Below are 11661 nucleotides of genomic sequence, written 5' to 3'. Positions count from 1 at the left end.
GGCGGCGGCGCGGCGCAGGGCGGCGAGCGCGGCGAGGCCGAGCTGGTGCGCGGCGTGCAGGGCGGCCGCGGCCGGCGCGGAGCGGGCGGCGACCAGCACGCGGCGGCCCCGCACGAGCAGGCCCTCCAGCAGTTCGGGGACGGTTTCCGGGGTGCGTTCGGGGACGCGCATCACCTGCGGCGACCGGCCGGTCACGAAGCGGGCGAAGCCCGTGGGCAGCTCCGGGAGCAGGTCGGCCATCCGCTCGTGGTACCGCGCCACCGGCTCGCGGGAGGGCGGCCGCAGGATCAGCGCGGGCGCGAGCCGGACCTGCGGGACGGGCGTGCCGGCCTCGTCGGGCGTCCAGTCGTCGCGGTAGTCGACGGCGCCGGCGAGCGCGGCGTCGCACCAGTCGCGCAGCACGTCCCCGGCGGTGGGGTGCAGCCCGAACCCGCGGCCCGCGCGGACCGCCGCGGCGGTGCGGTGCGCCCCGCGGAATCCCGGCCGGCCGCCGAGCAGTTCGCCGTCCCGCAGCGCGACGGGCCCGGTGAGGACGACGTCGATCCGTTCGGTGCGCCCGTCCAGGGCGATCCGGACGGGCGTGGCGAGCAGGTGGTCGTGGACGGGCGGGCCGTGCGCGGGACGCCACGACAGCAGGCCCGCGCCGAGGACGGCCTCGTCGTCGCCCGCGTCCTCGGCGAGGTCGCGCAGCAGCCGGTACCAGTGGCGCAGCGCCAGCCAGCCGTCGAACTCCTCCAGCACCGCGGGGGGCGTCGGCGGGATGACCGGGAGGCTGAACAGCACGTCGCCCGGCCCGGCGTCGGTCTCGACGTACACGTCGCCGGGCAGGTCGGCGAGCCAGTGGACGCGCCGGTGCGCGGCCGGGTCGCGGCGGGCGCGGGCGAGGTCGCGCAGGAAGCCCAGGAGGCGGGCGGCGCGCTCGCCGGCCGGGTCCCGGGCGGTGACCCGGCCGGAGTCCGGGTCGTCCTGCGACACCGCCGTCCCCTCCCTGCCCGTGGATTCGTGTCCACCGATCTAACACTGCCCGGGCCGGGCCGGTCGAGCGGTATCGATGATCTTGTGGGTCAGCGGCTGCGCGCCAGGTGGCGGTCCTCGTTCGGCATCATGATCCACAGGACGATGTAGACGACGAACTGCGGGCCGGGCAGCAGGCAGGACAGGACGAACAGCAGCCGCACCGTGAAGGGGGACATGCCGAACCTGCGGGCGAGCCCGGAGCACACCCCCGCGATCATGCGGTTGCGCGGTCGGTATAGGCCGTTCATGGGTTCTCTCTCCCCGATTCCTCGAGCCGTGAACACGGGCGCTCTGCCCGTTGCTCACCAAACTAGGAACCGGACACCGGGACCCACATCAACCGATGGAGCGGTTCTTCCCCCTACTCGGGGAGTAGGGGGAGTCCCTTAGGGGGCGTTCAGGTCGCGGACGAGGTCCGGGAGGCCGGTGAGGTCGTCCAGGACGAACTGGCATTCGCGCAAGACGCCGTCGTCCTCCTGGATGTGCCCCCATGGGCCGCGCCTGAGGAACGCCGCGCGCATGCCGAACGCGATGGCGGGACGGACGTCGTTGTCGATGCGATCGCCCACGTAAAGGACGTGCTCGGGCAGGACGTCCGCGAGCTGGGCGCAGCGTTCGAAGAACTCGTGCGCCGGCTTCTGCACGCCCCAGACGTCCGAGATGCCGATGACGTCCGCGTCCAGTCCGAGCGCCTCCGTCTGCGCGGCGGCCTCGACCGGCTGGTTCCCGGCGATCCCGACGAACAGTCCCTGTTCGCGCAGGCCGGCGAGGCACGCGCGCGCGTCCGGGTACAGGTCGCCGGGACCGAACCCGTTGGGCACGCCGGCCGCGCGGCGCGCCTTCTCCTCCGCCTCCAGATCGAAACCGGGGCGGAAGTACTCGAACAGGTCCATGTGGGTCTTGCCGGTCGCGAGGAACGCGCCGAGCTTGGTGAGGAACGTGTGCCTCGGCACGCCCAGCCAGTCGGCCCAGCGCCCGTAGATCTCGCCCTCGTTGATCAGCGTCTCCCCGATGTCGAAGAAGACGGCCTGGACGGCCCGGGGGGTCGGGGGGTGCTCGGTCACGGGCCGCCCAGCTCCACGGACTCGCCCGGGGCCAGCCGGGTGAACTCCTTGCCGATCTCCTCGCCCGCCTTGAACGCGTTCTTGTTCATGACCTGGACGCCGATGTCGTTCAGCAGCCCGTCATGGATCAGGTACGCCCGCTCGGGACGGACCTCGCGCGTGTAGGTGAACAGCTCGGCGGCCTTCAGCCACGGCGCGTTCCCCGGCAGGCACAGCGTCGGAACCGGCTCGGACGGCACGGTCAGCGCGTCGCCCGGGTGGAACACCTCCCCGTCGACCAGGAACCCGGTGTTCGGGATCGGCGGGACGTCCGGGTGCAGGATCTCGTGGTCCTCGCCGTACACGTGCACGTCGAACCCGGCGACCGTCACCGCGTCGCCGTGCCCGACCTGGTGCACGCGGCCGCCCAGGTCGGCAAGGTTCTCGGCGACCACGCGCGACGTCCACACTTCCAGGGACGGGCGCGCCGCCATCGCCTTGCGCAGCGCGTCGGCGTCGAAGTGGTCGAAGTGCTCGTGGGTGATCATGACCGCGTCGGCGCCCGCGAGGGCCTCCTCCGCCCCCGTGCTGAACGCACCGGGGTCGATGACGATCGTGCGGTCGTCCTTGCTGATCTGGACACAGGCGTGCCCGAGCTTGGTGAGGCGCATCGTCCGATTTTTTCACGCCTGCCGGGAAGCCCCATTGACCACCCCCGGGCGCGTTGATAGAACACGTTTCACTTTGGTTGCGAACCAGGAGGCGGCCATGCCCGTTCCGACCCAGCGCGACCCCGAGGCGACCCGGCTGGCCCTGTCCGGCTGGCTGGACCGGCACCTGCCCGGCGCCCGCGTCCCCCACCTCGAGACCCCCGAGACCAGCGGCTTCTCCAGCGAGACGCTGATGTTCGACGCCGAGACGCCGGACGGCGTCCGGCACGCGTGCGTCGCACGCGTCGCGCCCGTCCACTACCAGGTGTTCCCCGAGCCCCGGTTCGAGGAGCAGTACCGGCTGATGCGCGTTCTCGCGGACCGCACCGACGTGCCCGTCCCGCCCGTCCACTGGTGGGAACCGTCCCCCGACGTCCTCGGCGCCCCGTTCTTCGTCATGGCCCGCGTCGACGGCCGCGTCCCCACCGACATGCCCCCGTACCACATGGACGGCTGGGTCACCGAGGTCGAACCGGACGAGCGGGCCGCGATGTGGTGGTCGACCCTCGACATCCTCGCGCGCCTGCACCGCCTGGACGTCCGGGCCCTCGGCCTCGGCTTCCTCGACCAGCCCGCGTGGGGCGCCCCCGGCCTCGACCAGCGCCTCAACTACTACGAGCACTACCTGCACTGGGCCTACCCGGGCCCGCAGGACGTCGCGCTCAAGGCCCTCGACTGGCTCCGCGCGAACCGCCCCGACGAACCCGACCCGCCCGTCCTGCTGTGGGGCGACTCCCGCATCGGCAACGTCGTCTTCGACCGCGGCTCCCCCGTCGCCGCGCTCGACTGGGAGAACGCCGTCCTCGGCGCCCCCGAGGAGGACCTCGCCTGGTTCATGTTCATCGACCGGCACCACTGCGACGGCATCGGCGTCCCCCGCCTGCCCGGCTTCCCCTCGTACGCCGACACCGCCGCCCGCTACGCGGAACTCCTCGGACGTCCGATGCGGAACCTCGCGTACTACGAGATCCTGTCCGGCTTCAAATTCGCGGTGATCATGGCCCGGATCGGGCAGGCGATGATCGACTTCGGCTGGATCGAGGCGACCAGCGAGTTCCCCCACGACAACAACTGCACCCGCCTGCTCGCCCGCATCCTGGAGGAGACGCCGTGACGCTCTCGCCCCTCGACGACTACCCCGTCCACCAGGCGCCCGAGGTGATGCGGCACGTCACCACGTCCGACCGCAACTTCTACGACCGCTACTACTTCAACGTCCACCCGTGCTCGGACGACCTCATGATGCTCATCGGCGTCGGCCAGTACCCGAACCTCGGCGTCACGGACGCGTTCGCCGTCGTCCGGCGGGGGCCGCTGCACCGCGTCGTCCGGGCCTCGCGGGAACTCGGCGCCGACCGGATGAACACGACCGTCGGCCCGTTCCGCGTGGAGGTCCTCGAAGGGCTCAAGCGGCTCCGCGTCGTCCTCGACCCCACCGAGCACGGGCTCTCGTTCGACCTCACCTGGGAGGGCGCGATCCCCGCGACCCTCGAACCGCCGCACTACCTGCGCTGGCAGGAACGCGTCGTGTTCGACTCCCGCCGCATCGCCCAGACCGGCCGCTGGACGGGCCACATCACCATCGGCGACGAGCGCGTCGACGTCACCCCGGACGTCTGGTGGGGCTCCCGCGACCGCTCCTGGGGCATCCGCCCCGTCGGCGAACCCGAACCGCCCGGCATCCAGTCGAAGAACGCCGGCACGTTCTACTGGATGTACGCGCCGATGCAGTTCGACGACCACTCGATCCTCTGCATCGTCCAGGAGGACGAGAAGGGGCGCCGCGTCCTCGAAGAGGCCACGCGCGTGTGGGCGGACCCGTCCCGCGAACCCGAATACCTGGGGCGTCCCGAGTACCGCCCGGTCTACAAGCCCGAGACCCGCGAGGTCGTCACCGCCGCGATCGACTTCGCCCCGCCGAACGGCACCCCGTTCACGATCACCGCGACGCCGATCCTGCCCGTCCACCTGATGGTCGGCACCGGCTACGGGCTCGAACCCGACTGGAAGCACGGCATGTACCAGGGGCCCGACCTCAAGGTCCAGGGCGTCACCCTCGACGCCCGCGACCCCGACGACGCGGCCCGCATGTGGGGGATGGTCGACTCCGTCGCCCGCTACGAGTACGCCGACGGCGCCACGGGCCACGGCCTGTTCGAATACTGGGCGCTCGGCCCGCACCCGTCCTTCGACTGAGACACTGGACCCCGTGACCGACGACGGCGAGGCCCCACGGCCGAACCGGGAGGACCTGGACCGGCAGGTGCGCGACCGCTACGGGACCTGGCGCGACCAGCCGCGCGGCCTGGCCTGCGCGGTGGTCGCCGCCTTCCTGGTCCTGACCACGCTGGGTTTCGTGGTCGCGGTCGTCCTGCTCCTCGCGACCGCCTAGCATCCGGCCCCCGCCACGCGCGGGCCCCGGGGCACGCGGGTCGGGTGCGCGTGCCCGGGAGGGTGCGCGGGCGGGCTCGGCCGGGCCCGGACGCACGCGGGCCGGGGCGCGCCGCGCGCTCCCCCGGCCCGGCGCCGTCCGTTCGTTCAGGTCGCGGTGCCCTCCGCGATGGTGAACGCCACGTCGCCCTGCGGGTCCACCTGGGCGTCGAGGGTCTTGTCGTCCAGCAGCTGCGCCGCCGCCGGCTCGAGGTACACCTTCGCGCCCTCCTCCTCGACGACCTGGTCGCCGGCCTCCGGCGCGGACGCGACCGACAGCCGCAGCGCGTCCGAGCCGTCGATCCCGGACTCGATCCGGATCCCCGTCTCGGGCGGCAGCTCGGGATTGGCGGTCACGTTGCGGATGACCTGCACCGCGCCGCTCGTCAGCGTGAGCACGATCTGCTCCTACTCGTCGTCTTCATGAATCCCGCCCTCCCTCCCCACTGGCCGGGCCGCCTAAACACGGCTCAGTAGTTGAGGGTGATCGCCTGGCCGATCGTCTCGTCCCTGGTGACGCACCCCAGCAGGAACGCCGCGAAATCCGCGCGGGCGATCCGGAAGCCGCCCTTCGGCTTGCGGTCGGCGGCCGTCCGGTACCGCCCCCGCGCGGGACGGTCGACGAGGAGGGCCGGGCGCGCGATCGTCCAGTCGAGACCGCTACCGCGGACCGCGTCCTCCATCACCCCGAGGTCCGCGTAGTGCTCCCGCAGGAAGTACCGCCGCGCCGGCGGCCCCACGACGTACCGCAGGAGGAACCCCTCGCCCGGGTCGTGCCTCGGCGGGTGCGGGCGCTCGGGCGACGGCACGACCGTCATCGACTCCGAGCTGATCACGACGAGCCTGCGCGCACCGGTCGCCTGCATCCCCCGGATGACGGCCTCGGTCCCCCTCGCGCACGTCCGCGCCCGTGCCTCCGCCTTGTTCCGCGCGCCGAGGCACGAGAACACCGCGTCCGCCCCTTCGAGGGCGGGCCGCAGGTCGGGGTCGTCCAGCATGTCGGCCCGGACGGTCCGCACATCGCCGGGCAGGTCGCGGGGGCGGCGCGCCACCGCGGTCACGTCGTGGCCCTCCGCGAGCGCCAGATCGACCAGGATCCGTCCGGTGCCGCCCGTGGCGGCGAAGATCGTGAGCTTCATGCCACCTGAGAGGCGCCCCGGGGCCGGAAGTGTGACATCGTCCCCCCGGCCCCGCCGCAGAGCTCGCCGCCTGAAGGCCCGGTTCACCTGGCGGAGCCGGTGAAGCCGCCGGGCCGCCGCGGGGGCGGTCCGGCCGGCCTCGCCGGGTCAGTGGCCGCCGCGGCCGGACAGGTGGTCGCGGACCCGGTCGACCAGCCCGGTCCCGGGAGCCAGCAGCTTGTTCAGCGGCGGTGTCTGCGGCGCCGCCGGATGCGGCCGGGTGGGCGCGGTCCTCTTGGCGGCCTGCACCTGATCGCCCAGCGTGTACAGCTCGTCGGCGCCGGTGTGCTCGGCCAGCGCGGGGAACAGGGTCGTCTCCTCGTGCCGGATGTGGGCGGCGACGTCGTCGATCAGGCGCCGCACCGTGCCGGTGAAGGCGGCCTCGGTGGTGTCGACGGATTCGAGTTCCTTCAGGAGCCGCTCGACCTCGGCGTGCTCGCCGATCTCCTTCTCGGCGATCTGCTCCCCGCCCGGCACGTGCTTGCGGACCCAGGGGTACAGGTACATCTCCTCGGCGACCGAATGCCGCACCAGTTCGATGGTGACGTCATCGAGGATCCGCCGCCGCCGCTCCGCGCCGGACTCGGCCGTCAGTTCGTCGAACATCTCCTCGACCTCACGGTGATCGTGCTTCAGCACCTCGATCACGTCCCGCCGGTCTTCTGCCATCTTCCGCCTCCACGTCCGCCACCAGAACGAGCCGGCGCCACCGCCGCGCCCGCCCGGCCGCGGTCTCCACGAGACCGGCAGGGACGCCCGATCGCCGACGAGCTCGGGCGGAACCGGGGGGACGAGCCCGGTGGTGGCCCACCAGCAGGCGGCCTGTTACCCCCGTGCACCCGTCCCACACATGGCACGGCACCGGATTCCTTCTCGCGTCGAGCAGGTGGGCGCGGACGCGAAGAGGGAGCCGCCCCGGTGGGGCGGCTCCCTCTCGTGCGGGTGTCTCAGCCCGCGGACGGGGCCAGGGCCTTCACCGCGTCGGTCAGCGGGAGGCCCTTCGTCGGGACGATCGCGACGACGGGCGTCGTGAGCCCGTTGTCGACGTACTCGCGGATCCGGGCCCGGCAGTCGGCCGGGGACCCGTGGACGATCAGGTCGTCGACGACCTCGTCCGGGATGGCCTCGAGGGCCTTCTTCCGGTCGCCCGCGGCCCACGCCTCGTTCATCGGCCGCAGGGCGTCGCCGCGGCCGAGCCATTCGTGGAAGGCGCGGTAGACCGGGACGGTCATGTACGCGGCGATCATCCAGCGCCCGATGGCGCGGGCCTCGTCGGCGTCCTCGGTCGGGCAGACGAACAGGCGCGCGATCAGTTCCGGGTCGTCGCCGAGTTCGGACCGGACGGTCCGGACGTCCTTGGGCGCGAGCCAGTTCGTGATCGCGCCGTCGGCCTCCCGGGCGGCGAGGCGGAGCATGCCCGGGCGGAGCGCGGCGAGGACGATCGGGGGCGGCTCGGCGGGCGCGTTGTCGAGCTTGAAGCCCTTGACGGCGAAGGTGTCGTACTCCTCCTTGACCTTCTCGCCCGCGAGTGCCTTGCACAGGAATCGGACCGTGTCGCGGACGCGCTTGTACGGTTCGTCGAACGGGATGCCGTTCCAGCGTTCGACGATCGTGTCCGAGGACGTGCCGATGCCCATGACGAACCGGCCCGGTGCGAGGCCGGCGATGGTCGCGGCCTGCTGGGCGAGCAGGGCGGGCCCGCGCGTGTAGACCGGGACGATCGCGGGGCCGAGCCGCAGGTCGGGGGCCCACTGGGAGGCGAGGGCCAGCGGGGTGAACGCGTCGGTGCCGTTGGTCTCGGCGGACCAGGCGTCGGTGTAGCCGAGGCCGGGCAGGCTCTCGACGATCTCGCGGTGTTCGGTGAGCGGGAGGCCGGTCAGCGGAATGGTCAGTCCCCAGCGAGACATGTGGGCTCCTAGGCGATCGAGGGCCGGATGGTGCTGCCGCCGTCCACGACGAGGGTCTGGCCGGTCATCCAGGAGGCGGTGTCGCCGGCGAGGAAGACGGCGGCGGTGGCGATGTCCTCGGGCTCACCGAGGCGGCCGAGCGGCATGTGCCTGCTGATCGCCTCCTCGTTGCCCTCCCAGAGGCCGCGGGCGAGGTGCGTCTTGACGAGGCCGGGGGCGATGCAGTTGACCCGGACCTTCGGCGCGAGCTCCATGGCGAACTGGCGGGAGAGGTGGATGACGGCGGCCTTGGTGGCGTTGTAGTACCCGATGCCGTGCTCGGTCACCATGCCGCCGACGGACGCGATGTTGATGATCGAGCCGCCGTGCTCCTGCATGGCGCGCTTCCAGGCGAGGTTCGTCCAGGACACGATGGAGAACTGGTTGACCTCGACGGTCTTCGCGGCGGCGGACGGCTCGATGTCGACCATCGGGCCGAAGTAGGGGTTCGTTCCGGCGTTGTTGACGAGGACGTCGAGGCCGCCGAACTCGGCGATGGTGGCGTCGACGCAGGCGGCGGCCTGGTCGGCGTCGCCGACGTGGGCGGCCTTGGCGAGGACCCGGGCGTTGGGGTGGGCGGTCAGGATGTCCTTGGCGGCCGCGTCGAGTCCCTCCTGCTTGCGGGAGGAGAGCACGACGTTGGCGCCCTCGGCCGCCAGCGCGGTGGCGATCGCCTTGCCGATCCCCCGGGACGCCCCGGTGACCAGGGCGGTCTTGCCTTCCAGTCCAGTCCGCATCCGCGGTCTCCTTCCACGAACAGAATCCGACTCGGGTCACTGTACCCAAGTGACTGACGAGTCAGTTAGCTGGCCTTCCCCGCCGAGTCCCGGAACGAACGGGCGGAAACTCCTCGCCGGGCCGTCCGCCGCCGCCGGACCTGTCTTGACCGGTCGCTTGGTTGCTAGGCTGCGCCGGTAGGCGATCAAGGCGGGAGGCCGCGTGACCACCACCAAGGAACGTCGTCCGGCGATCGACGGCTGGTTCACCGAGCGGGACGGCGGCGTGCGGCTGCTGGGCACCCGGTGCGGGTCGTGCGGGACGCCGTACTTCCCACGCAACGAGCTGGCCTGCAGGAACCCGCACTGCGACGGCCCCCGGGACGGCTCGGAACTCGCCGAGCACGCGTTCTCCGCGCGCGGCCGGATCTGGTCGTACGCCGATTCGCGGTACAAGCCGCCGCCCCCGTACGTCTCGCCCGACCCGTTCCGCCCGTACACGGTCGCCGCGGTGGAACTCGAGGACGAACGCATGGTCGTCCTCGGACAGGTCGTCCCGGAGTGCACGGTCGACGACCTGGCCGTCGGGATGGAGGTCGAGCTGACCGAGGGCGTCCTGTACGAGGACGACGACGCCGAGTACACCGTGTGGATGTGGAGGCCCGTCAAGTGAGCGGTTCGGTGGCGGTGCTCGGCGCCGGGATGCACCCGTGGGGCAAGTGGGGCCGCAACTTCGTCGAGTACGGGCTCGCGGCGGCGCGCGCCGCCCTCGCGGACGCGGGCCTCGCCTGGACGGACGTCCAGTACGTGGCGGGCGCGGACACGATCCGCAACGGGTACCCGGGGTTCGTCGCGGGCGCGACCTTCGCCCAGGCGCTGGGCTGGTCCGGGGCGCGGGTGTCGAGCTGTTACGCGGCGTGCGCGTCCGGGGCGCAGGCCATCGCGTCGGCGCGCGCGCAGATCCTCGCGGGTCTGTGCGACGTGGCGCTCGTGGTCGGTGCCGACGCGGCCCCCAAGGGCTTCTTCAAGCCCGTGGGCGGGGACCGCCCGGACGACCCCGACTGGCTGCGCTTCCGTCTCCTCGGCGCCACCAACCCCATCTACTTCGCGCTGTACGCGCGTCGCCGCATGGCCGTGCACGGTGCGACCCTCGACGACTTCGCCGCCGTGAAGGTCAAGAACGCACGGCACGGGCTGAACAACCCGAACGCCCGCTACCGGAAAGAGGTCTCGCTCGAGGACGTCCGGGAGTCGGCCGTCGTCGCCGATCCGCTGCGGCTCCTCGACATCTGCGCGACCAGCGACGGCGGCGCCGCGCTCGTCCTCACCTCGGTGGACTTCGCGCGCCGCCACGGCATCGCCGATCCCGTGCGGATCCCGGCGCTGTCGACCGTGACGCCCACGTTCCCGAAGACCGTCCTCGACCTGCCCGACTTCGCGACCGACTCCGCGATGGCCGTCGAGCCGCCGGACCGTCCCTTCCGGTCGGCGATCGCGCACGCCGCGTACGAGGAGGCCGGGATCGGGCCGGACGACCTGTCGCTCGCGGAGGTCTACGACCTGTCCACCGCCCTCGAACTCGACTGGTACGAGGACATCGGCCTGTGCGAGCCGGGCGGTGCCGAGGAGTTGCTGCGCTCGGGCGCCACGGCGCTCGGCGGCCGCGTCCCGGTGAACCCGAGCGGCGGGCTGGCGTCCTTCGGCGAGGCGATCCCGGCGCAGGCCATCGCGCAGGTGTGCGAGCTGACGTGGCAGCTCCGCGGCACCGCGGACGGCCGCCAGGTCGAGGACGCGCGCGCGGGCATCGCGGTCAACCAGGGCCTCTTCGGCCACGGCTCCGCCGTCATCGCCGTCCGCTGACCCACCGGACGTCCCGCGCCCCGCGCCCCGCGCCCGGCGCCCGGCCGGCCGGCGGGCGATGCCCCGGCACGGTGGCCGCGTGCCCGGGGGCGGGCCGGTCAGCCGACCGTGAAGCCGTCGCAGCCGATGTAGTAGGCGTCGCCGTTCGGGTGGACGTGCAGCCAGATGACCGTCCAGGTGCCGGGGACCAGCGGGTACGCGCCGCCCGAACCGGCCCACTCGAAGTCCGTGGGGTAGGTGAGGTAGACCCAGTCGCTCCCGGTGAGCCGCTGCGGCTTGCTCCTCGCGGCACCGCTCACCGCGTTGCCGATCTGCGCCCCGCGCGGCACCCGCACCTCGGCCGCGACGTAGTAGCCGGGCGGCGTCTCCCACTTGTGCCGCATGCCGATCTCCACCGTCTCCCCGCCGTGCGGGGTCCGGGGCGCGGACGTCTGCATCTGCCGTTGCAGCGACGAGTTCTCGGGGCCGAGCGCCGGGAGGCAACTGCGGTCCGTCTCGGAGAAGTTGAGGTTCTGGTAGTCGGCCGTGGGCTGCTTGAGCAGGAGTTCGTCCGGCGGGCGGCCGTCCGGGCCGGGCGTCCTCCCGCCCGCCGGACCGCTCGGCCCGGTGGTGGCGGCGCCTGTCCCCTGCCCGTTCCCGGCGCCCGCCGCACCGCCGGACGCCTGCCCGGACGCCTGCGCCGACGGCCGGCCGGCGCCGTCCGTCCGGCCCGCGGGGTCGTCGGAGTCGAGGACGACGCGCGCGCCGAGGGCCGCGCCGAG

General features: G+C 72.9%; 13 protein-coding genes and 2 pseudogenes. 5 read left to right on the top strand and 10 right to left on the bottom strand.

What is annotated here, in order from left to right; translation table 11 throughout:
* The 4 genes and pseudogenes from ACFQ11_RS35015 to ACFQ11_RS35000 form a co-directional block, all read right to left on the bottom strand.
* Positions 1–975, bottom strand: a pseudogene (locus tag ACFQ11_RS35015) (hypothetical protein); the annotation flags it as partial.
* Positions 976–1064: 89 nt separating this feature from the next.
* Positions 1065–1265: a PspC domain-containing protein gene (locus tag ACFQ11_RS35010; protein ID WP_378306734.1), complete on the bottom strand. Its 201-nt coding sequence runs from the start codon at positions 1263–1265 to the stop codon at positions 1065–1067.
* Positions 1266–1403: 138 nt separating this feature from the next.
* Positions 1404–2081 carry an HAD family hydrolase gene (locus ACFQ11_RS35005; protein ID WP_378306732.1) on the bottom strand — a complete coding sequence of 226 codons (678 nt, stop codon included), beginning with the start codon at positions 2079–2081 and terminating at the stop codon, positions 1404–1406.
* A complete protein-coding gene (locus ACFQ11_RS35000; protein WP_378306730.1) occupies positions 2078–2731 on the bottom strand; it encodes an MBL fold metallo-hydrolase in 654 nt (217 codons plus the stop codon). The genes ACFQ11_RS35005 and ACFQ11_RS35000 overlap by 4 nt, the downstream gene beginning before the upstream one ends.
* A gap of 97 nt (positions 2732–2828) precedes the next feature.
* Between ACFQ11_RS35000 and ACFQ11_RS34995 the strand changes: the two genes are divergently transcribed.
* From ACFQ11_RS34995 to ACFQ11_RS34985, 3 genes are read left to right on the top strand one after another with little or no spacing between them, the layout of a single operon-like run.
* Entirely contained in the window at positions 2829–3884 is a 1056-nt protein-coding gene (locus ACFQ11_RS34995; RefSeq protein ID WP_378306728.1) for a phosphotransferase family protein, read from the top strand.
* Entirely contained in the window at positions 3881–4966 is a 1086-nt protein-coding gene (locus ACFQ11_RS34990) for a hypothetical protein (protein ID WP_378306726.1), read from the top strand. The genes ACFQ11_RS34995 and ACFQ11_RS34990 overlap by 4 nt, the downstream gene beginning before the upstream one ends.
* 13 nt (positions 4967–4979) lie before the next feature.
* Complete coding sequence (locus ACFQ11_RS34985; protein ID WP_378306724.1) at positions 4980–5162, top strand: hypothetical protein; 183 nt, start codon at positions 4980–4982, stop codon at positions 5160–5162.
* A gap of 146 nt (positions 5163–5308) precedes the next feature.
* Here ACFQ11_RS34985 and ACFQ11_RS34980 read toward each other — a convergent pair whose 3' ends face one another.
* The 5 genes from ACFQ11_RS34980 to ACFQ11_RS34960 form a co-directional block, all read right to left on the bottom strand.
* The gene (locus ACFQ11_RS34980; RefSeq protein WP_191327413.1) at positions 5309–5599 is read right to left on the bottom strand and encodes a Fe-S cluster assembly protein HesB; all 291 of its coding nucleotides are present in this window, start codon (positions 5597–5599) and stop codon (positions 5309–5311) included.
* A 71-nt stretch (positions 5600–5670) separates the two neighbouring features.
* A complete protein-coding gene (locus tag ACFQ11_RS34975; protein ID WP_378306722.1) occupies positions 5671–6339 on the bottom strand; it encodes an NAD(P)-dependent oxidoreductase in 669 nt (222 codons plus the stop codon).
* 147 nt (positions 6340–6486) lie between these two features.
* Positions 6487–7047: a hemerythrin domain-containing protein gene (locus ACFQ11_RS34970; RefSeq protein ID WP_378306720.1), complete on the bottom strand. Its 561-nt coding sequence runs from the start codon at positions 7045–7047 to the stop codon at positions 6487–6489.
* 278 nt (positions 7048–7325) lie between these two features.
* On the bottom strand, positions 7326–8285 hold the full coding sequence (locus ACFQ11_RS34965) for an LLM class F420-dependent oxidoreductase (RefSeq protein WP_378306718.1): 960 nt from the start codon (positions 8283–8285) through the stop codon (positions 7326–7328).
* Between the two features lie 8 nt (positions 8286–8293).
* Positions 8294–9061, bottom strand: coding sequence for an SDR family oxidoreductase (locus ACFQ11_RS34960; RefSeq protein WP_378306716.1), 768 nt, complete (start codon positions 9059–9061; stop codon positions 8294–8296).
* 202 nt (positions 9062–9263) lie between these two features.
* Here ACFQ11_RS34960 and ACFQ11_RS34955 point away from each other — a divergent pair, with 202 nt between their 5' ends.
* Complete coding sequence (locus tag ACFQ11_RS34955) at positions 9264–9713, top strand: Zn-ribbon domain-containing OB-fold protein (protein WP_378306714.1); 450 nt, start codon at positions 9264–9266, stop codon at positions 9711–9713.
* A gap of 29 nt (positions 9714–9742) precedes the next feature.
* Positions 9743–10900 carry a lipid-transfer protein gene (locus ACFQ11_RS34950; protein ID WP_378306736.1) on the top strand — a complete coding sequence of 386 codons (1158 nt, stop codon included), beginning with the start codon at positions 9743–9745 and terminating at the stop codon, positions 10898–10900.
* A gap of 98 nt (positions 10901–10998) precedes the next feature.
* Here the strand turns inward: ACFQ11_RS34950 and ACFQ11_RS34945 are convergent.
* Positions 10999–11661: pseudogene (locus ACFQ11_RS34945) on the bottom strand (hypothetical protein); the annotation flags it as partial.

The sequence above is a fragment of the Actinomadura sediminis genome (assembly GCF_042675525.1).
Lineage (GTDB): Bacteria > Actinomycetota > Actinomycetes > Streptosporangiales > Streptosporangiaceae > Spirillospora > Spirillospora sediminis.
The sequence above is the reverse complement of the archived record's forward strand: the minus strand, read 5'-3'. Positions and strand labels throughout refer to the sequence as shown.